A 21,412-nucleotide genomic window follows, 5' to 3' on the forward strand; every position below is an offset into this window, starting at 1 on the left:
CTTTTAACAGGTTATTCAATAAAATAAAGGAGGTTGTTGTATGGATGGCAGTTATGATGTTTTTGAAGAATTGGGCGATTTCTTAGGTGGAACATTTCATCAAGATATGAATTCGCCTGAAGAAGCATTGGAAGAGTTTATATGTGAATCTAGTAAGGAATGTTTGTTGTTTACAATTAAGTATTGTGAAGAGTTTTTAAACAGTGAAATAACAGTGCAAGAAAAGGGGGATTTTATAGAATCAAATGCGGAAATTTATTTTCCTGCAATCGGATTAACTCCGGTGCAATGGTTAATAAGTACAGTGGAACAAATGAAAAAAAGCTTATGATTTTTAATTTGAATATAAAAAAACATGTAAAGATGCATGGAAAATAAAGTATAGTTGAAGTGTACAGATAAAGAAATGATCATTTTGAGGAATATACTCCATGATAGTTATACCATCATAGAGTATATGTTGTAGGCCTATAAGAAAACAAGACACACGAGTCTAGGCGAGATGACATTTTACTGAACGACGAATATAAAGACATGGAATGAACATAAAACTAATGAACTCGTATAAGCTCGTAAGTTTTAATGTAATACTTGTCACGATATATATAAGGCGCCATACTGTTACTATAAAACTTACAAATTTAATGTTATTTAAAAGCATATGAACGTAAAGCACTTGATTATCTACAATAGAAAAAACGAGTGCTTTTTTGTATTTTAGAATGAAAACTGAAAATAGTATTATAATTTTATAAGTGCACTAAGGGTACGGATGATGCTACAGTAAAAAAACAAACTCCAAATCAAAGGAAATCGGAAATTATTCAAAATAATTTTGTTAAAGTTACATCTCGTACTAATATTTATAGTCCAAAAGATATTCCTAGTGTAAGAGATGGTGAATTTATTAAGTGGTTTGACAATATAACTTTAGATGAATTAGAGATAGCGTGGGCTAATCCTGAAGTGAAAAAAGTAATTTCTTCAAGATTGAGATCGCCTGGAAAATTACATGAATGGTTAATGATTGCAAGAGCACCTACTTTTAAAAGATGGGGTATAAGTGCTAAACAAATTCAAGAATTGAGAACACCAACAAAAGATGTTGAGTTTATTAATCCACCAGGAAAACATCATCGTGCACCGGGTTCTAAGCGAGCGCATAATGAGATATTAGAGATAATAAACACCATCACTTGACTATGATACATTTGTAAGAAGGTTACAGATGTGGTCTCATTATAGATACAAAGGTGGAGTAGAAGGGTTACCAGGTACTCTAAAAAAATGAGGAGTGATAATATGGAATATAGTGGAATGGTTTCAGTGTGGTTTGGAGTTTCTAAATCGTTTGAGAATCTTGAGGAGTATGTTGACATAGAATATACGGAAGATGGAGATTCAATAGACTCAAAGTTTGGGACAAACTTTGAATTTGGTTATTATGATGAAGATAACATTGAAATTTGTTTTTATGAAGATCCTAAAAATAATGTAGACGATATTTTAAATGATTTTTCTTATAGTGAACTAATTATCCCAAAAATAAAAGAGTTAATAAATGGTGATAATTTAGCATACAGTATTAATTCTGTGATTGTACTCTATGATTTTAAATACAATGAAGTGAAAAGTGGAGATGAATCCGAAAATATAGAAATTAAATTTATTGGTACTGTACCATACAAGTAGTTTGTACAAGTTCGTTAGTTTAAACGTACTATTTACCATGAAATACAAAAGATTTCATATTATCAGTATCAAATGATTGTACGTACAAACTTAAAGTGACTAGTGACTTGAAAACTTAGAAAACATGTGAACTTAAAGCACTTGATTGCTATGATAGGCAACAAGTGCTTTTTATTTTAAGATTACAACAAAGGGTACGGGTGAAGGTAGTAGGATTATTCCTGGTACTCCGGGTGTTGTAACAGGAGGAAACTCTACTAAATTAGGAAAAAATATGATGACAGAAATGGGGCTTAAACGTTCAACAAAATGGAGTGGATATCAAGCACAGCATATTATTCCTTCTGAAATGGCAGATAACCCTGTAATTAAAAAGATAGGTATGAACTTTGATGACTCATCAAACGGTATTTTTCTAAGGGTACCAGATGATAATATAAGTACAATGGCTAGACACAGAGGATATCATTCTGTTTACAATGAAGTAGTTGCAAGAGCGTTAAATAAAATGGATATTAACCAAAGTATTGATAGTTTACAACAGCAGGTATATAATTTGCAAAAAAATTTAAGAAAATTACAGGGGAATGGTTTACCATTGTACCCAAGCCAAGGTGCAACAGTAGAACTTTGGGAAAGAAAGCTAAAACAATTGGAAATACAAAATAAGTGAATATCAGTAAGGCGGTAAGGTGTAATGGAAAATAAAGATATTAGTTTGCTTGAAGAATTACTTTATAATACAAATAAAGAGGATACAATTAGCCGAATAAAGAATATAGATAATCCAATAATCCTTCATTGTTTTGCAGCAAATTATAATTGGAATAGTGGATTTGATATACCAAATGCAATTCTTGAAAATAAAGATTGCGACTTAGGAACGGGATTACTAATGTTTCATTATGCGGATGGATATCGACTATTAGAAAGTCCAGAGGAAGTTTCGAATTCTCCATTACAAGAATGGAAGGTATTTATATTAAAACTTCAAAATAAAATTATGAATTTGGAGTTTAAAACACAAAATATATCATTTAACCCTGAATTAACAAAAATTCAAATATTCAAGTTGAAAAAAAGTAACCCAAGTATTTCAGATATTCTTATTAGTGAGTCACCAGGAAATATAATTGATATTCCTAAAATATAAATAAACATTAAAAACTCATTACAGTAAATAAATGAGTTTGGTTATAGTGAGTTTATAAAGCTTACTAGACTAATTTGTATATATATGTACGGATATGATAAAGTTCGTGGTGCTAAATTTAAATACGCACAAGTGTATATGAATAAAAAATAAAGTATATGTGAAGTAGATAGAAAAAATAAAAGGGTGTTTGAAAATATATACTCCATGATGGTTGTACCATCATGGAGTACTGTGTGCAATGATAGGGTAGAAAAACGAAGTACAAGCTTGGGCGAGATGACATTTTACTGGGTGATGAATATAAACACATGGAATGTATATTAAACTAACGAACTCGTACAAACTCGTAAGTTTTAACGTAGTAGTTGTCATGATATACAAAAGGCGTCATACTGTTACTACAAAACTTACAAATTTAATGCTACTTAAAAGAAGATAAACTTAAAGCACTTGATTGTCAACTAAAGGCAACGAGTGCTTTTTTGTGTTTTAGCGTAGAAATAAGTTGGTACACGTATAATTTTATAAGTGTATTAAGTGTTAAATTTTATAGACTGTAATGGCTTTGTACAGTGTACGACAATACTAGAGAAAAAATGACGAAAATCAAACTGTTTTACATGTTTTGTTAGGGCAACGTAACAATGACCTAGAGGCAACCTATAAATTGTGCCAGAGGTTTATAGAAAAAGGTGTTAATATTAATGAAAAGGATAAAAATGGACAAGTAGCACTATACTATATAATCTGAATGAATAAAACTAATGAAGCATTGACTAATCTTTATGATTTATGGTTTTCTCAATTTAATCTAGATATAATCTCTAAAGATAAGACAGATTGTTCACCTTTGAAATATGCTGAGAAATATCCCTATAGGTCAAAACTAGTTGAAAAGATGAAAAGCTATGCCTCAAAATGAACCTGTTGAATTTATAAAAAATGCTGGTGCCTCTATTGTCTCTAAAAATATTTTAAGTGGTAAGGGGCATTTGAAATGGATACTGAGAGAAGAATCTATAGATAAAGTTGATAATGGATGGCGTTTTTTTCAGATATTGATAATAATGAATTTATTAATAATCTAGACAACCTAGCAGTATGTGATTTTAACACAGTTGCTAATATTGAGCCGGCAATAATTGGAATCTATTTATTACCAGTAGGTAGTGATTTACAATTAGTTTCTGAAGAAGGAAAAATAACTTTTTGGGACAATATGTCTGGTGAAGAAGTGGAACTAAATACCAGATATAATCTTTGCACCTGTATTGCAAATTTACTAGATTTTCAGGGTGAAGAATGTTTTAAAAGAACAAGATGAAATATTAAAGCAAACGGTGGGCATGTTAAGCTAGAGGTGCTAGAGGAACTGACTAAGGTTTAGCTATTTTGTGAGTTTCTCGATCAACGGTAAAGAAACATATCCATTTTAGAACGTTATTTAATGAAGTTTTTGTCTATACAATCTGAATTGGAAGATGTAATTAATCTTCCAGTTTTTTATTTTAAATAAAAAAATATATAATGAGTAGAAAGAAATATAAAAAAACTAGAAAAGCTATAAAACATTATTCAAAAGTTTCATCAAGCAACTGAATTTTTCTATGTAAACGACAGTATCAGGGTATTTACTGGTAGAGATCCCGTTATTGGAAATTGTAATTAAGTATGGCGGAAAAAAGCTGGAAAAGCCCTTCTTGATGGAGCGAAGAAAGTATCAAATAAGCTACATGAAGGCGTATCTTTCTTGGCATCAAAGACAAAAGGGCTAAGTAATAAAATAGGGGATCTATGAAATAAAGGGAAGACAAAGGTTAAAAATGATTTTCTAGAAGCTGGTAAGGCATTCCGTTATGGGCTGAAAAAAATTGGAGAGTATGTGCCGAAATTTGGTGGAGGCCCTATTCCTGTAATGGAAGGTGCAGGCAAGATTCCTAGTGGAGGAAAGAACCTGCTGAAAGATGCTTATCAGTATGTGAAAGAGACTGGTGAGAAGGTTTTTGGTAGTGGTGAGAAGGATGTTGTTAAGGGAGCTAACGGACTTAATAGTATTGTTAAGAATGTTAATCCTTCAGAAATTAGATTCAGCCAAACTTCTGTAAATGGTTCAGAAGAGATTATCGCTAGTATGAAAGTTAATGGCTGGAAAGGAGATCCGATTGATGTTGTTAGAATGACAGATGGAAATCTTACGACTATTGATAATACTAGGGTTGCTGCGGCTAGAGAAGCTGGAATAGAAGTTCAAGCAACGATTAGAAATTATAATGATCCACTTCCAGTAAACATGATTGATAGACTTACAACCAAAAAAGGTGTTCCTAAAACATGGGGAGAAGCATTAGATTTAAGAATTCAAAAACAAAAGTCAAGTTTTAGAAATAACAATCCAATGGGATCATATGACTTAGAAAAAATGAAATAGAAAGAAGTGATGACTACCATGAAAACTTTTTATATTGATGAATCTATTTATAAATATCCTGAATCTTATGAAAAGTTAATTGAGTTAAACTTAGTTGACTTTGATGTATGGTATTTAATTGAATCAGGACAAGCTACTAGAAGATACTATGATTTGAAGGAAAGATATCCTAATCGAAGTTTGATTCCTTTCGCTAGAAGAGATGATAGTGATGATATTGCTTGTTTTGAAATTGGTAAAGGAAGCAAGGTTCAACTTATTCACGATTTTACTTCTGAAGGTTTTGAACAAAGAAAAGAATTTAGTGATTTTTGGGAGTGGGTTGAAGTTGCTATGAAAGAAATGATTGATTATAATCGGGGTGAAGAAATTGAATGAAGAAAAATTCTATACAAATTTGAGCAAAGAAATTTCATACGCTCTACGTCATGCACCATGGGAATATGAATTAGAGTTAGACGAAAATGGTTGGGTATCTGTAGACCAGTTATTACATGCACTGCATCAATCAATTAAATGGAAAGGTGTAAGTGTAGAGGATTTAAAGACGATGATAGATAAATCAGAGAAAAAAAGACATAAGATAGAAGGAAATAAAATCTGTGCGATGTATGGACATTCTATTCCTATGAAAATAGTAAAAGAAGAAGCTATACCGCCTAGATTTCTTTATCATGGAACTTCTTCTCGATTTATAAATTCTATTGAATTGAATGGGTTATCTCCCATGTCTCGGCAGTATGTTCATCTTTCCGAGGATGTTGAAACTGCAAACTTGGTAGGAAAAAGGAAAGATAATCATCCTGTTATTCTGGTAGTAGATACTGAAAAAGCTAGAGAGAAAGATATTAAGTTTTACTTAGGAAATGAAAAAGTTTGGTTAGCAGACAGAATTCCTAGTGAATTTATCAAAATTTACAAGGATTGATTTAGCCTATTTTGCTAGATTCTGGGGATGAAGAAAGTAATTTTTAGAAGAGTAAGATAAATCGTTAAAGCAAACGGTGAACATGTTAAGCTGAAAGTGTTTGAGGAACCAGCCAAGGTGTGAGCTATTTGGTGAGTTTCTCAATCACCGGTAAGAAAACATATCCACTTTATAACGTTATTTAATGAAGCTTTTGCCTATACGATCTGAACTGGAAGATGTAACTGGTCTTCCAGTTTTTTATTGAACTAAAAAAAATAGATATAATTAAAAAGAAATATAAGATAGTTAGAAAAATGATGAAAATTTGTTTAGAAGTTTTAAATAGCAAATAAATTTTTACATGTAAACACCAGTATCAGGGGATATACAGGTAAAAGAACCCGTCACTGGCAAAGAACTATCCACAAAAGAAAGACTCATTGCGGCAGGCTGGACGACTCTGAACGTTATTTCGGTTGGAAAAGCTCTCCTTGATGGAGCGAAGTATCAGTTTACACTTGCCGATGGACAAAAGGCAATAATACGATGGCATGCACCAGACCCTGTAGCTGCCAGTAAGTATCCAGGATCAGCATCAGGTACTCGCTGGACAGCGCAAGTAAAAATAGGTAACAAACAATTAAAAATAGATGGGACTTGGACGAAAAATCAATCTTTAAATGAAGTTCATATTCCAATAAGGGGGAAATGATAATGAATCTAGAAGAGTACGAAAATTTACCTGATGTATTACCAGTTGAAACATTAGTATCAATGTTTCAAGGGGTATTGAATGATTTTGAACAAAAGAAAATAGATACAAAAAACTTTTTGCTCATTCTTAGTGAATTGATGGATAGACAAGTTATGACCTATGAGCTATTAGAAAGTGGAGTGAGAAACCATATAGACATGGTTCTTAGTGAATTATGGAATACAGATTCTTATGATGATGTGGATATAATTCTTTCACTTGTTGTAAATCTAGGATTGAAGAATTGTTTTCAAAAAATTAAGGATTGTATAAATCAAGATAAAAATATAGATAATCTAATATTAAAAGAAATATTGGAAACGATTGATGAGGTTGGAGATAATATATCGAATCCATATTATAATCTAGAAAGGTATAAGTAAAGATTTCAAAGAATTTTGTATAAAATTGGGCGATAACATATAAGTTATAAATCTTTACAAGTAGAGTTCTTGTATGATTATTTTATAGTATAAATTGAAAATCAATTCTTCTCTAGGAAACTAGCAGAATTGATTTACATAGAATGTTTTCCTACGAGTTAGGCTTTTGAGAATTTTAGAGGTTGAATGGTTACTCAATTTGAGGATGCATTTTGTATTTAGATAAAAGAAGAGGAAAATAAAATCAGTTGGAAGACGTATTTAGTCTTCCTTTTTTATTGACATGAAAAAATAATAGCAGGAGATTTAAATCTGTTAGGAAAGCTATGAAATATTATCAAAAGCCTTATCAAATAGTTGGAGTTTTAGTGTATATGGTAGTGTCAGAGCAGTTACAGGTATAGACCCACGTACAGGCAAAGAGCTATACACAAAAGAAAGACTCATTGCGGCAGGCTGGACGGATTTGAACGTTATTCCGGTTGGAAAAGTTGGAAAAGGAATTAAATTTATTGAAAAAAATTTGGAAACGCATTTCTTGATGGAGCGAAGAAAGTGTCAAGTAAGCTACATGAAGGCGTATCTTTCTTGGCATCAAAAGTAAAAGGGCTAAGTAATAAAATAGGGGACCTGTGGAATAAAGGAAAAACAAAAGTTAAAAACGATTTTATAGAAGCAGATAAGGTATTTCGTTATGGGCTGAAAAAATTGGGAGAGTATGTACCGAAATTTGGTGGAGGCCCTATTCCTGTAATGGAAGGTGCAGGCAAGATTCCTAGTGGGGGAAAGAACCTGCTGCAAGATGCTTATCAGTATGTGAAAGATACTGGAGATAGGCTTTTGGGTAGGGAAAGTAGTAAGATAAAATATTCTTATAATAGTTTACCAAAAGATCCAAGGGAGTTACTTAATCATGGGTGGAAAGATATAACACCTGAAGGAATGGCTAAAAACACCACTTCGAGAGAGTTTCTTGATCCAGATACAGGAATGAAGGTTAGATTTTATCCTGGGAAACCGGGAGCTAATGGCTTTGAAGGTAAAGACCATTATCATGTCCATAATCCTAATAGTACTGGTAAGGGTGACTATTATTAGGATGTTAACGGTAAGCCTGTACCTAAAGGTTCAAAAGCGTCACACATTATACCATAAGGAGGAGCTTTATGAAAATAGTTGAGTTTTTAGAAAACTATAATTTACACGATAGTGTTGTAGAGAGCATAACTTTTTATCAAAATGAAAAAAGAGTTGTGATGGATATGGACTTATGTAATTGGCTACAATCATTTTACGAGGATGGTGATCCAGAAATAAAGGTTGTTCAACTTGAATTTACTGAAGTAATATCATTCAAAACTGAACCAAAAGTATTTACAATTAATAGTAATGAAATAATCGATGTTTCAGTATTAAGAATTGGTTCAGAAAATGAAACTATTAAGTTTGTACTAACTAGTGAAGAGGATGTTATTATAGTAGAAATTGAAGCTGAAGGTGTAGATTGGTTTGAATGTGTAAATTAGAATTTACTCTTAAAGAATGTAAAATTGCTATTCTGCTAGATTTTAGGAAACAAAGAATTTTTAAAAGGATAAGATAGTCTAAATAGTGAACATGTGAATCTATAAAGTATTTGAGAGAATAAGCCGTGTTATTATTTTTATTAATTCTTTGGATGCCGAAAAAATAACATGCCAATAAAAGAAATTAACAGTAGTGTGAGAAAAGTGAAGTGACTGTTAGAAGTTTTATCGTGTTACTCGTTGGCTTATCTATATAATTTGAACTGGAAGATTAATTATATCTTCCAGTTTTTTATTGAACTGAAAAAATAGATATAATTAAAAGGAATAGGTGTAAGAAAAATATAAAAATATTTAAAAGTTTTGATTGGTAACTGAATTTTTCAATGTAAACGACAGTATCATTGCGGCAGACTGGACGCTTTTGAATGTTACTCCGATTGGAAGAATTGGAAAAGGAATAAAATATGTCGGGAAAAAGGCTGGAAAAGCACTTCTTAATGTAGCGAAGAAAGTACCAAGTAAGGTAAAAGAAGGCGTATCTTTCGTTGCTTCTAAAACGAAAAGTCTCGTTGATAAAGTAGGAGACCTGTGGAATAAAGGGAAGACAAAGGTTAAAAATGATTTTATAGAAGCAGATAAGGCATTCCGTTATGCTATGAAAAAATTAGGAGAGTATGTGCCGAAATCTGGTAGAGAACTTGCCTTTGCTACAGAAAGTGCAGGCAAGATTTCTGGTCGAGGAAAGAACCTGCTGAAAGATGCTTATCAGTATATGAAGGAGACTGGTGAGAAGGTTTTTGGTAGTGGTGAGAAGGATGTTGTTAAGGGAGCTAACGGAGCTGCTCAACGAACTCAGAAGGAACTAGATGATTTAGCTAGAGACCCATCTCATGGTGGGAAAATTACTGAAGGTTCTAAACTTGAGAGAGAGATAGGACTGGCTTTAGAACAACGGGGAGATTTAGGGAAAATTGTAAGAGATCCCAACCCAAAGGGAGGAGCAGAGTTTATTGATACGGTTACTGGGAAAAAATATGATGTGAAAAGTTTTGAGTCATATCCAAATGGCCATACGTCTCCTAAAAAAGGTGCATTTACAGTTGAAAGAGCCCTTAAAAATATGCAAAAAGAGTTTGATAAGGGATATAACGTAATTGTTAATACAAATAATTTAATACCACAACACAAATTAGATTTAATAAAAGTATTAAAAGAAAAGGGGCTTTTTGACAGAGTCATATTTTATCCGTAAAAAGGAGTAGAGTAAATGGACGAGAGAATGATTGGAAAACTAAAAAAGCACGGTTTGTTCGTGGAAACTACTGGAAAAGAAGGGGAAAAGCTAGTATTGGATGAATTTGATTTAAGAAATATAAATTTTTTAAATTTAGATTTATCGGAATGCGTTTTAACTGATTGTAATTTAGAGGGAAAAAAAATTACTAATATGGATTTTTATAGATCTGAATTATATTCATCAAATTTTAAGAATGCCACTATTATAAATAGTAATTTTTTTAAATCAAGGGCTGATTACACGGAATTTAAAAATGCCACAATAAGTAAAACAGATTTTTCTAAAGCAGATTTAATGGAAGCAGATTTTTCTGCATCTAGCATAGAAGAAACTAGTTTTGTTTTTAGTAATTTATATAAGGCAGATTTTAGTAATTCAGTGTTAAAAAATATAGATTTTGATTCTGTATTTTTAGAAGAAACAATTTTCTATCAATCTAGATTAATAGGTTTGAAAAATCTGGATAAGTCATTGGTGAAATCAGTAAATATAGGGACGGCAGAAAAACCTTGTATTTTAATAGATGAGGAAGCCAAAAGATGGTTAGAATTACAAATTTCCACGTGTTAAAATACCGCGGATCAAACAATTGTCTTTTTATGAGATACTTAAACTGAGCAATAATTACATGAAACAATGAATGATTAACCGTGTTGTTATTTGTTTTATGCTAATTCATTGTAAAGATAGAGATAAACTTTACGAAGAAAGCAATTCTACAACTATATGATATCTTCATTTATAGTAGTGAATAGTATTGTTAGTTTGCTAGATTATGAGAGTAAACTAATAAGAAAAGATGTAAAGCTAAACGATAGCAAAGTCAATTTAGAAAATGGATGAGAGTGTGTAAAGGTTATTCTAATTTTGTGAGTTCCTTAGACATTGTCCAAGGAACATGTTTGAAAAAGAAGTCAATAGTGAGAGTAGAAGAACGAATTGTTGTCGATTTGTTTTATTATTTTATTCTTTGGAGAATTTATCCATACGATTTGAACTGGAAGATGTAATTAATCTTCCAGTTTTTTTATTGAACTGAAAAAAATAGATATAATTAAAAGAAGAAAATATAAGACATTTAGAAAAACGATGAAACATTGTTTGAAAGTTTTAACTAGCAACTGAATTTTTCAATGTAAACGACAGTATCAGGGAAAGATCAGAAACTACTATCCATAAAAGAAGGACCCATTGCAGCAGGCTGGAAGGATCTGAATGTTATTCCAGTTGGAAAAGTACTTAAGTATGACGGAAAAATGGTCGTAGGAGCAATAGAAAAAGGCGGAAAAGCTCTTCTTGATGGGGCGAAAAAATTGTCAAGTAAGCAACATGAAGGCGTATCTTTCTTGGCATCAAAAGCAAAAGGACTAAGTAATAAAATAGGGGATCTGTGGAATAAAGGAAAAACAAAAGTTAAAAACAATTTTATAGAAGCAGATAAGGCATTCCGTTATGCGATGAAAAATATGGGAGAATATGTGCCGGAATTTGGTGGAGGCCCTATTCCTGTAATGGAAGGTGCAAGCAAGATTCCGAGTGAAGGAAAGAACCTGCTGCAAGATGCTTATCAGTATGTGAAAGAGACTGGGGAGAAGGTTTTTGGTAGTAGTGAGAAGGATATTGTTAAGGAAGCCAGCGGAGCTAATGTTCCAAAAGAAAATGTAGGAATTGTTCAATCGAGAATAAATATTGCAAATGGACCTACAAGGTTTAGTTCATCGAAGAATGCTGGTTTTGAACATGTTTTAGACAGACATTTTGATCCATTGAAAAATGCTGGTAATTTTACTATTAGTCCAGAAGAATTAAAGTCAATTTTACAAGCGAAAGAAACTGTAAAAGTGCCTGTACAAGTAATGGAGCAGTCTGGTAATTATTCAAGAATAATTAATATTGGAAAAGAAATTGGGACTATAAAGCCTAGCATTCCTAATGTTGGGGGTCAAGGAACTAATTATATGATGGTCATAACAGATAAAGCGGGAAATTTAGTTACAGCTTATCCTGTTCCTAAACCGTAGGAGGTATTTATGCGAAAAGAACTGTTAGAAATATATACTAATTTCTCTAATGAAAAATTAGAAACTTTTTTCGATGATTTGATAGGGATTGTAATTCAAAATCAAGAAATTTTTTCTAAATATCTTACAATAGACTTTTTTAATGAGATAATTAAATATAAATCTACTGATTTTATTATAGGACATTCTGATGATTTATTTAGTAAGGGTGTAGATTATTATAAAAAAAATATTGGGACCTTTTCGGAAGAACAGCTTGTAAGACAAGTAGCCACCCTAATATGGGGTTTGTCTGCATATATGTCGGATAAGCTTTGTCCTAATTGTCAACAAAGTAATATGAGATTATTAATGTCTGAAAATAGAAGTGATATTTATGAATTTTGTGAAGAATGTTTATTTACAATACTTGATGGAAATCCTGTAAACGTTGATGAAGAACTATTTCCAGCAAAGAAACAAGAAGTAATTCAATGTTTGAATAAAATAAATGAAAAATTGTAGTATTTTCTAGTTGATTATTTGTGATAAAAATATTAAGACAACAAATACACATTAAAAAATAGTGTTTTGTTGTCTTTTTGCGTAGTTATTTTTTTAAACTCATCAAATAAGATATCCATTTTCTTATTTAAGTGTTCAAAATATATGTAACGAATAAGGGAGAAATGCGAAATCTAGTATTTCGGGCTTGTTTTGACTACCAAATTTCAGAAGGAAAGACAAAAATCTAAGCAATTATTTGTATTAAGCGGAAACTCATCCAGATTATTTATATGATGATGAAGAAAAAATGGTGTATGAAAGTAAGTGTCAAAGTGTGTCCTGAAGGATTTCTTGTACGGAAAGGAGTGAAAAAAATGCGAGAAATTTATGCTTTGTAAGAGATGAGGAAAGGCCCTCGAAATCGGTATTCAGGTACAGGTTTCAAACCACCTTTGGGTGCTGCAATCAAAAGTTGTGGTACTGAGCGCAAATGGAAAAGGCTAACAGAGATTAGTCAGGTAAGTTATATAAACAAGGAGATTTTCAATTCGTTCTGGTGAAATTTGTTAACAAATGTTTTTGGGATGAAAAAATTAGTGAAATACCAAACCTAAGTATTGACAATATTACTGACTTTAGTTATTCAACGTGTTTCTCCTATTTTATACTACCGCTAGATGTGAATTTGCGTTTCGGTAGTGTGGAATTTAATAACTATGTTAAGGGACAATCCGAAGTTAACTGTGTAATGCTATTGATTTCCGCAATTGCACCATATGCAGTGATTAAATATTTAAGTTATAGTTATGAAAATGATGTAGTCAACCTTGTTGAGGAGTTCTCACCATACAATGAGGAATCTAAGAAAATAGGAGATAGCATTTTAGGATTTCTAAACAATAATGGAATAACAAGTATTGACTTAGACACGTTGAATACAGAAGTAGAAGATATTTCATTAGAGTTAAAAGAGACAGGAGTTACCGTATATAATTGTCTGTTTGAAGACGAGTATTGGAAATTACTATCTAATAAAAAATGAAAGAAGCATACTTTTTGTGGAGCTATCACAATAAGTATGCTTCTAAATTTATTTGGACATTTTTTAGAAAGAGCCTGAATATATTAATTAATTAGATATCATACTGTTCTTCTGATTCTATAATGGAGACAACGATATAAGTAAGGTGCGGAAAATGAGTGAAATTACTTTTAACGAGATTTAAATGAAACAACTAGAGAAAAATAAAAATGTGATGAAAGTAGCAGAACGTTCGATCAGCTATTATCCAGATTTTAAGGTAAGAGCTGTGAAAGAAAATCAAAAGGGAAAAAGTATCTTGATCCTATTTCAGGGGAGTTTTAACCACCAGGCATAGTTAAACCAAATAGTCCACATTATAATGAGGGATTAGCAAATAGTACTCATATTCCAATCCAGTCACCAAAAAAATAAAGGAGTAAAGCAATATGAATTTTGAAGAAAAGTTAAATAAAATATTGAATGACTCTAATCTAAACAAGCAAGAAAAATTAAGTAGTTTAGGAGCTATAGGAGATATTTTAGAATATGGGGATATCAGCAGAGATGAAGCAATTCAAGAAATGAATGTTTTAATAAAATATGTTGTTGAACAAAATGATAATGATATCAAAGAAGAGATTTTAAATATTATTTTGAATGGAGAAAATTCACGTAATGTTGATAAGGAATTAGATTTAGAACCAATTGTTTTGAATTTAAGTAAATTTAATGATGAATGTATTAGTTACATTTTATCAATGTTAGGGTATTCTGGAAAAGAAAAATACAGAAAAGTAATTGAACAATTTAAGAATAGTCCTCGATTGGAGGAAGATGTAGAAGATGCGTTATTCGAGTTAGATTATAGAGTGAAAAATCAAAAGTAAGATACCACTTTTTCTAGCTTCTGGGGACAATAGTAAGAAGTTGAAAGATTGAACTTCTCTAAAATACCTATCAAATAAGTAGTCAATAGCTATGTTATAGGAAAATGTGGTGTCTATTGGCTATTATCATTTATGGTAGTGAATAGTATTGTTAGTTTGTTAGATTATGAGAGTAAACTAGCAAGATAAGATGTAAAGGCAAACGGTAGCAAGGTTAATATAGAAAATGGCTGAGAATTTGAACTGGAAGATGTAGATAATCTTCCAGTTTTTTTATTTAAATGAAAAAATAGATATAATTAAAAGGGGAAATATGGAGAGGGAAATTACGCCGCATTGTTAAAAATTTTTATCAAGTAACTCAATTTTTCCATAAACGTCAGTATCAGGGGCTTTACAGGTAAAGACCAACGATCTACAAAAGAAAGGCTCATTGCGGCAGGTTGGACGATTTTAAATATTACTCCGATTGGAAAAGTTGGAAAATGGATTAAATTTGTTGGGAAAAAAGTTGGAAACGCAATTCTTGATGGAGCGAAGAAAGTATCAAGTAAGCTACATGAAGGCGTATCTTTCTTGGCATCAAAAGCAAAAGGGCTAAGTGATAAAATGGGAGATCTGTGGAATAAAGGGAAAACAAAAGTTAAAAACGATTTTATAGAAGCAGATAAGGCATTCCGTTATGCGATGAAAAAAATGGGAGAGTATGTGCCGAAATTTAGTGGAGGCACTATTCCTGTAATGGAAGGTGCAGGCAAGATTCCTAGTGGAGGAAAGAACCTGCTGCAAGATGCATATCGGTATATGAAAGAGACTGGTGAGAAGGTTTTTGGTAAGGGTACGGGTAATAGAGATGCTGATATTCTACCAGCCTTCAAGCAATAGGAATTTGCTAGTACATATGATTCAAGATTTAAGCAAACACCCGCAGAAACGAATTCAAAGGTCGTTTTTGAAGGGGATAGAGGTTAGTTTTTATGTACCCTAAAACCACCACCAGATCTTACGTTACAGAAAATCTTAAATGAAGCTGGTATTAATGGAATTGAGTATAAAAATGGAGTTCCTAATTTTTCACCTGTAGCAAAAGCACAAGTTGAGATTGATTATATGTTAGGTGGAAAAGGATCTAAAGGAAATGCTGCTAGAGGTTATAATTTTGAGCAAGCAAATGAAAGGGTAGCAAGTCAACTTAATAATTCACCAGAATTGGCACACCAATTTGCAATGGAATCTGGTGGAATTACAGCAAAAGACATAGAAAAATATCGAGTGAAAAATAAATTAACATGGCATGAGTTAAATGATGGAGTTACTATGCAACTTGTGCCAACAGAAATAAACGCCAAATTTGGACACCTTGGTGGAGTTGGTGAGATAAACACAGGAGCCTTTGAGCCTGGAGGATTTGCAAATAAATAATAAGGAGATTTTAAAATGACAATAAATGATAAAGTTTTTGGAGAACTTGATTACCAGTATAAATGGGTAGGATACAGAACCATAAAGCTTTTAGGAAAGGACACAGAGATAGCATTATTAGTAGGAGGTACAGAAGATGGGGATTTTGATGAAGGGCAATATGTAGCATATAATTCATTAATGGATAATTGGGAAAAAATCTAACATAACACACTACAACCAATTTTAGATTATTATAAACAAAAAAGGCATGAGCTTGGTTATGATGTTTCAATTAATGAAGATTACCCATTAATTGAAACAGTTGATCAATTAATAGAACATATAACATTAGTAGGTATTTCTATTCCGTATGATTTCCTTCGCGATGGACGTGATATAGGAGTATCATTTGACTGTTCGTGGGATGAGGAAAATAGTTTAGGGGTTCGTCTTATAAATGAAAAAGTAGATGAAGTAGGTTATCAAGACGTTACAATTTAAATATCACTATTACACATAAAAGATTAGTTCGTTTTGGAAGTTAACGGAAAAAACAGTAGAGATAAATACTAGAAATCTCTGCTATTTTTTATATGCAAACGGAAAAATTAATCTTGAAGGTTATTTCTATCGTACATACTATTTAATTGATTTAAAAATGCAATTTGTTTCAATATATGGAAAATACAAGATGTATCAGCTTGGCGGAAAAATGGCCGAGGGTGGGTATAGTTAATACTATAAAAAAAGAGCTAGGAAACATTGATAGGAAGGAATTAGAGAAGGAATTGGTATCTGAAGAGGTTGAGGATCTTTTGACCAGAATAAGTAATGTCAATCATAAACTTAAAAACGTAATACAGGACTATGATTCTAATGCTGATAATTATTAATAAATAGAGTTAGTGTTATTAATAGAATGTTGAAAGGGAATATGTAAAGAGAGAAATGCATTCATGTAGTTTCAATCGTGTTTAATAAAATGATTTCCTTTTATGTATAAATATCATAATTAAGAACATGTTATATACAAATATAATGGAGGTGTAATTATGAATATTCAAAGGCATGATAATAACTATAATGAAATTCTAATTTCTGGTGCTACAAGTGCAATCGAGCAGATGAAATATGAAATCGCTCGTGAATTAGGAGTTACACTGGGTCCAGAGACATCTGCACGTGCTAATGGTTCCGTTGGTGGGGAAATTACAAAGCGTCTTGTTCGAATGGGTGAAGAACAATTAATGGGACAATATAGATTACATTAAAATGGTACATATCCAATTAAAAAGAGTATCCTTTACTTCGTTAATTGGTATTATCCCATTTAGGTAGACAGTAAAAAAGAGTCCATCTGGTATGATGGACTCAATACTGTTTATCTGGAGGGGATTTTTTTATGGCGAAAAAAGGACAATCATTTCAAACATATACAGAAGAAGTAAAACAAGAAGCCGTTCGACTTCGATTAGAGGAAGGAAAAACATTACAATTCATTCGAGCACAGTTAGGAATTAAAAGTGACGCTCAAATTGTTGAATGGGTGAAACGTTACGAAAAAGGACAATCGTTTGAAGATCAACGTGGCATATGGAAGCGAAAGCATTTTAATAGTATAGAAGAAGAAAATGCTTATTTGAAAGCACAGGTGGAATATTTAAAAAAGCGCAATCCAAATCTACACGGGAAGGAATGGTCTTAAAGAAAGAACGTTTTTCGATTATCGATAGACTACGCACATTATATCCTCTTCGTTGGTTATTACAAATTGCCGAGGTATCGAAAGCTGGCTACTACAAATGGCGAAAAAACCGCTCCCATGTAGCGTTGCGCCGTCAAAAAGATACATGGCATAAAGAGCATATTTTATCTATCCATCGGAAACACCCGTATTATGGATACAAACGTATGACCCGCGCTTTGATTCGTGAAGGAATGTATATGAATCACAAACGCGTTAGACGTTTGATGCATGAATTAGGAATCCGTTCTATGATTCGGAAAAAACGTCCTTTTTACGGAAGGAAAGCATCGATTGTGTTTCAAAACCATCTGAATCGAGAATTTTATGCGGATAAGAGACATGTAAAATTAGTAACAGATATTACATACATAAGAATTGGAGAAGAATTTGCTTATTTGTCAGCTGTCTTAGATTTGTATAACAATGAAATCGTGGCATGGAAGTTATCACATCGAAACGATTTAGCGCTTGTACTATCTACATTAGAACAGTTAGAAGGAATCAAGCGTACTACTAAAACCCTTCTACATTCTGATCAAGGATTTCAATATACATCAAAAAGTTACGCAAAACAGTTAGAACGATTAAAGATAAAAGGAAGTCATTCTAGACGAGGGAACTGTTTTGACAATGCATGTATTGAATCGTTCTTCTCTCATTTAAAAACAGAGAAGTTGTATTTAGTGCGTCCAAAAACATATGAAACAGCTTATCGAGCAATCCAAGAATATATCACATTTTACAATCAAGAGCGATTCCAAGAAAAACTTCACGGCCTTTCCCCGATAGAATATCGGGAAAAGGCCGTGGCATAAAACTCTTTTTATTATTGTCTACTTGACGGGGATATGACCATATGGATACTTTTTTCTTTATTTTTACATTAAATTCAAAAATATAACATCCAGTCCGGAAATTGAATGCGTAGATTCATTTGTGTGGAACTTTAAATCTACGAATAATACCATAGGTATCTAAATGATTAAAATTCATCTATGAGAAAAATGAGCGGTTTGGTGTGCTGTTATTCGTGTGTAGGTTTAATTTAGAGCCAAAAGGTAAATTCGTCATAAAGTTCTTCATTTATCTATTTATCAATTAAGAAAGAATATAGTGAATTTGAAAATATTTCAATTTTATCTACAATAATTATAAGGGTGATCGGATTAGTTGATGGATTGTGAAATTTATTTGTATGACTTTAGCTCAAAATCAAATTTATGAACTGTAACGCAACGATTATCTTCAGATAAAAGATTAATTACCAAGTGCGAATAAACACAATATGAAACTATTTCTATTTATATAGATATACTGCCAAATTATTTTACTTATATTAATATTTGGGGTAGAGTTATTCAACAAATGGGGAGAATTAATGGGAGGACATTATGGAATTAATTGAATATGAAGAACGATTTAAAAAACAAGTAGAAAGCTATGAATTATCTGAGGAACAGTTACAATTTACAGGTACACCAAAAAAATGTGTAGAATTATCAAAAGCTGATACTGACAGACATTCTATATTATTTCTTGCAAATAATGAGCTTGTAACATTTTTCGTGCTTCATGAAAATGCAGGTGTAAATCCTTACTCTAAAAATCCAAAAGCTATGTTATTACGAGCGTTTTCAACGGATTATTATTATCAAGGAAAGGGATATGCCAAACAATCATTATTGTTACTACCTGACTTTGTACGCAAAGAATATCCACATATTAATGAAATTGTATTAGCGGTAAATGTGAAAAACATTACTGCACAGTTATTATATAAAAAATGTGGTTTTATTGATGAAGGTGTACGAAAAATAGGAAAAAAAGGCGAACTTATTATTATGAGCTATTATTTATAAGAGAGATATTGTGAAAGATTCGACAACCGAATTAAACAGTGTAGTTTAGTGTTTTCTAAATAAACTACACTTATTATAAAATATTTATAGACTAAAAGGGTGCTTTTTGTGGAAAAGTCGAGTAACTCCCAAATATACAATAAAAGTTGATTTTGGAGTTACTTGACGTTTACTTTATTACTCACAAAATGAAAGAATAGATTTTGCGCTTCAAACATATAACCTAGATGCCATTTTATTCCCGGCATATGTAGAGTCTACTCTTTCTGCAGAAGCAGGTTATCCATCAATTGCTTTACCAGAAGGATATATGGAAAACGGGCGTCCATTTGGTATTACTTTTGCTGGGACGGCATTTGGTGAGATAACTTTAATTAAGATTGGTTATGTTTTTGAGCAAGCAATAAAATTTCGGAAACCTCCTAGTTTAATATAGAAAGTATAGTTGTTTTTGATGTAAGAAAAGCAGAACTGATGAATAAAAATATGTATGGGTAGTGGTAAAGTGAAGATTGGTAAATTTGGAGAGGTCAATAAATTAAGTATTAATACAATTAGGCATTATATGGACTTAGGATTGATTGTACCTGAAAAGAAGGGAGGGCATTATTTTTTTGATGAGAGCTGTCAAAACGATTTAGAGATTATTTTGGAATTTAAAGGGATGGGATTTAGTTTAAACGAAATTAAACAATTTTTTCTATATAAAAATTTTGGTAAATTCACGGATTATGAAAATGATACGTACTATCAATCTTTATTTATGGATAAATATAAGCAGGTTGAGCAGGAAATAAATAATTTAGTAGAAATAAAGGACAATTTAAAGGCGAAATTAGATGAAATATTAGCGGAATCTAAAGGTTCAAGCTTAATGATGGGAATTGATTTAAAAGTACTTGATTTGCTGAAATGTTTAAGGTGTAGCGAAAAACTTATTCTTCAAGATGGGATCATTCATAGAAATCAAATTATGGAAGGAAAGTTAATTTGCGATTGTGGTGAAGAATATCTTGTTGAATCAGGTATTTTAAAAATTGGTAATGCATTTCAAGCAACTTCTGGCCCCCATCTTGAAGAATTTGTTCTTGAATATATACATGAAACTGATCCAGCTTATTTGGAAAATATGAAAAAAGTTGGAGAATGGTCAATGAGGAAACTAGGTCAATTAGACTTAAATAATAAAGTATTACTTGAGTTAGGATCCGGAGTTGGTTTTTTTCTGCGAAATGTTTTTCGGGAATTACCGGAAAATTGCTTGTATATTGCTGTTGATCGCAACTTAGAACGGCATCGATTTTTAAAAGGTGTATTAGAGAGAACAGGTTTAAATAGAAACATGCTCTTTATTTGCGCTGATTTTTTACATATACCTATACAGGATTACTCTGTCGATGTCGTGATTGATCATTCAGGTACTAGTAATTACAGCTTCGAACATGAGGAGTTTTTGATTCGCAAAGTGGATTTTCTATTTAAGCCTAATTGTTACATATTGGGATCATATATTGCTTTTAAAAATTTTAGCACGAAAAGCAAAATCGAAGCTAGATTTAGAGACAACTTTATAGCTAGAAAAATTAGGGGAAACATCACTGATTTAAAGTATATTCCTCTTGAGGAAAGGACTTCTGAATATATTGATCGAGGTGGAAAGTACGAAAATTTCTTTGTGCAGGGGGAAGAAATTTATTCATATTCATTTTTGGGAAAAAGATAGGGTTAACCCTATCTTTTTTCATTTTTTCCTAAAAATTTATGGATTACACCTATTGATATTGGGTTCACCCGGCAGCTTAACATTTGTTGTATAAAAAGTTAAGTGAGGTGGA

Annotated in this window: 25 protein-coding genes and 4 pseudogenes; all 29 read left to right on the forward strand. The window is 31.9% G+C overall.

The annotated features are described in order from the left end of the window. Positions 1-40: 40 nt before the first annotated feature. Positions 41-331, forward strand: coding sequence for a contact-dependent growth inhibition system immunity protein (locus tag QRY57_RS12150; RefSeq protein ID WP_286017553.1), 291 nt, complete (start codon positions 41-43; stop codon positions 329-331). A 635-nt stretch (positions 332-966) separates the two neighbouring features. Further along, positions 967-1,200: a hypothetical protein gene (locus QRY57_RS12155; RefSeq protein ID WP_286017554.1), complete on the forward strand. Its 234-nt coding sequence runs from the start codon at positions 967-969 to the stop codon at positions 1,198-1,200. Between the two features lie 102 nt (positions 1,201-1,302). Continuing rightward, complete coding sequence (locus tag QRY57_RS12160; protein ID WP_286017555.1) at positions 1,303-1,692, forward strand: immunity 22 family protein; 390 nt, start codon at positions 1,303-1,305, stop codon at positions 1,690-1,692. A 274-nt stretch (positions 1,693-1,966) separates the two neighbouring features. Continuing rightward, on the forward strand, positions 1,967-2,365 hold the full coding sequence (locus tag QRY57_RS12165; protein WP_286017556.1) for an AHH domain-containing protein: 399 nt from the start codon (positions 1,967-1,969) through the stop codon (positions 2,363-2,365). Between the two features lie 24 nt (positions 2,366-2,389). Beyond that, positions 2,390-2,845 carry a DUF4274 domain-containing protein gene (locus QRY57_RS12170; protein ID WP_026593053.1) on the forward strand — a complete coding sequence of 152 codons (456 nt, stop codon included), beginning with the start codon at positions 2,390-2,392 and terminating at the stop codon, positions 2,843-2,845. Positions 2,846-3,756: 911 nt separating this feature from the next. Then, positions 3,757-4,172: pseudogene (locus QRY57_RS12175) on the forward strand (DUF2185 domain-containing protein). A gap of 558 nt (positions 4,173-4,730) precedes the next feature. Beyond that, a complete protein-coding gene (locus QRY57_RS12180) occupies positions 4,731-5,276 on the forward strand; it encodes a hypothetical protein (RefSeq protein ID WP_286017557.1) in 546 nt (181 codons plus the stop codon). An 18-nt stretch (positions 5,277-5,294) separates the two neighbouring features. Beyond that, complete coding sequence (locus QRY57_RS12185; protein ID WP_286017558.1) at positions 5,295-5,654, forward strand: hypothetical protein; 360 nt, start codon at positions 5,295-5,297, stop codon at positions 5,652-5,654. After that, on the forward strand, positions 5,647-6,204 hold the full coding sequence (locus tag QRY57_RS12190) for an RNA 2'-phosphotransferase (protein ID WP_098303170.1): 558 nt from the start codon (positions 5,647-5,649) through the stop codon (positions 6,202-6,204). Before QRY57_RS12185 ends, QRY57_RS12190 begins: the two co-directional genes overlap by 8 nt. A gap of 367 nt (positions 6,205-6,571) precedes the next feature. Next, positions 6,572-6,898 (forward strand): pre-toxin TG domain-containing protein, encoded by a 327-nt coding sequence (locus tag QRY57_RS27145; protein ID WP_432804084.1) that lies wholly within the window; start codon positions 6,572-6,574, stop codon positions 6,896-6,898. A gap of 2 nt (positions 6,899-6,900) precedes the next feature. Then, on the forward strand, positions 6,901-7,323 hold the full coding sequence (locus QRY57_RS12200) for a hypothetical protein (protein ID WP_286017559.1): 423 nt from the start codon (positions 6,901-6,903) through the stop codon (positions 7,321-7,323). 331 nt (positions 7,324-7,654) lie between these two features. Continuing rightward, a complete protein-coding gene (locus QRY57_RS27150) occupies positions 7,655-7,927 on the forward strand; it encodes a pre-toxin TG domain-containing protein (protein WP_432804085.1) in 273 nt (90 codons plus the stop codon). Further along, positions 7,879-8,421, forward strand: coding sequence for a hypothetical protein (locus QRY57_RS12205; RefSeq protein ID WP_286017560.1), 543 nt, complete (start codon positions 7,879-7,881; stop codon positions 8,419-8,421). The genes QRY57_RS27150 and QRY57_RS12205 overlap by 49 nt, the downstream gene beginning before the upstream one ends. 68 nt (positions 8,422-8,489) lie before the next feature. Continuing rightward, a complete protein-coding gene (locus QRY57_RS12210) occupies positions 8,490-8,849 on the forward strand; it encodes a hypothetical protein (protein WP_286017561.1) in 360 nt (119 codons plus the stop codon). A gap of 367 nt (positions 8,850-9,216) precedes the next feature. Further along, the gene (locus QRY57_RS12215; protein WP_286017562.1) at positions 9,217-10,104 is read left to right on the forward strand and encodes a hypothetical protein; all 888 of its coding nucleotides are present in this window, start codon (positions 9,217-9,219) and stop codon (positions 10,102-10,104) included. A gap of 15 nt (positions 10,105-10,119) precedes the next feature. Then, complete coding sequence (locus QRY57_RS12220) at positions 10,120-10,719, forward strand: pentapeptide repeat-containing protein (RefSeq protein ID WP_286017563.1); 600 nt, start codon at positions 10,120-10,122, stop codon at positions 10,717-10,719. Between the two features lie 776 nt (positions 10,720-11,495). Next, complete coding sequence (locus QRY57_RS12225; RefSeq protein WP_286017564.1) at positions 11,496-12,170, forward strand: hypothetical protein; 675 nt, start codon at positions 11,496-11,498, stop codon at positions 12,168-12,170. A 9-nt stretch (positions 12,171-12,179) separates the two neighbouring features. Further along, positions 12,180-12,674: a hypothetical protein gene (locus QRY57_RS12230; protein ID WP_286017565.1), complete on the forward strand. Its 495-nt coding sequence runs from the start codon at positions 12,180-12,182 to the stop codon at positions 12,672-12,674. 730 nt (positions 12,675-13,404) lie between these two features. Then, a complete protein-coding gene (locus QRY57_RS12235; RefSeq protein ID WP_243765444.1) occupies positions 13,405-13,698 on the forward strand; it encodes a hypothetical protein in 294 nt (97 codons plus the stop codon). 184 nt (positions 13,699-13,882) lie between these two features. Further along, entirely contained in the window at positions 13,883-14,035 is a 153-nt protein-coding gene (locus QRY57_RS12240) for a hypothetical protein (protein WP_286017566.1), read from the forward strand. A 91-nt stretch (positions 14,036-14,126) separates the two neighbouring features. After that, entirely contained in the window at positions 14,127-14,567 is a 441-nt protein-coding gene (locus QRY57_RS12245; RefSeq protein ID WP_286017567.1) for a hypothetical protein, read from the forward strand. A gap of 804 nt (positions 14,568-15,371) precedes the next feature. After that, positions 15,372-15,989 (forward strand): annotated as a pseudogene (locus QRY57_RS12250) (HNH endonuclease). Positions 15,990-16,004: 15 nt separating this feature from the next. Beyond that, a pseudogene (locus tag QRY57_RS12255) lies at positions 16,005-16,472 on the forward strand (DUF6985 domain-containing protein). A gap of 200 nt (positions 16,473-16,672) precedes the next feature. Then, positions 16,673-16,864, forward strand: a complete 192-nt coding sequence (locus tag QRY57_RS12260; RefSeq protein ID WP_286017568.1) for an Imm3 family immunity protein — start codon at positions 16,673-16,675, stop codon at positions 16,862-16,864. 159 nt (positions 16,865-17,023) lie between these two features. Then, the gene (locus tag QRY57_RS12265; RefSeq protein ID WP_098303164.1) at positions 17,024-17,242 is read left to right on the forward strand and encodes an alpha/beta-type small acid-soluble spore protein; all 219 of its coding nucleotides are present in this window, start codon (positions 17,024-17,026) and stop codon (positions 17,240-17,242) included. A 131-nt stretch (positions 17,243-17,373) separates the two neighbouring features. Then, positions 17,374-18,533 (forward strand): IS3 family transposase gene (locus tag QRY57_RS12270; protein WP_286015426.1). Its coding sequence is split into 2 segments (ribosomal slippage): positions 17,374-17,632 and positions 17,632-18,533, totalling 1,161 coding nucleotides; the frame shifts between segments, so codons are not numbered across the junction. A gap of 576 nt (positions 18,534-19,109) precedes the next feature. Further along, positions 19,110-19,577: a GNAT family N-acetyltransferase gene (locus QRY57_RS12275; RefSeq protein WP_286017569.1), complete on the forward strand. Its 468-nt coding sequence runs from the start codon at positions 19,110-19,112 to the stop codon at positions 19,575-19,577. A 172-nt stretch (positions 19,578-19,749) separates the two neighbouring features. Further along, positions 19,750-20,013, forward strand: a pseudogene (locus QRY57_RS12280) (amidase); the annotation flags it as partial. A 69-nt stretch (positions 20,014-20,082) separates the two neighbouring features. Continuing rightward, positions 20,083-21,300 carry a MerR family transcriptional regulator gene (locus QRY57_RS12285; RefSeq protein ID WP_286017570.1) on the forward strand — a complete coding sequence of 406 codons (1,218 nt, stop codon included), beginning with the start codon at positions 20,083-20,085 and terminating at the stop codon, positions 21,298-21,300. Positions 21,301-21,412: the final 112 nt, after the last annotated feature.

Origin of the sequence: Bacillus arachidis (assembly GCF_030285945.1) — a bacterium.
GTDB lineage: Bacteria > Bacillota > Bacilli > Bacillales > Bacillaceae_G > Bacillus_A > Bacillus_A arachidis.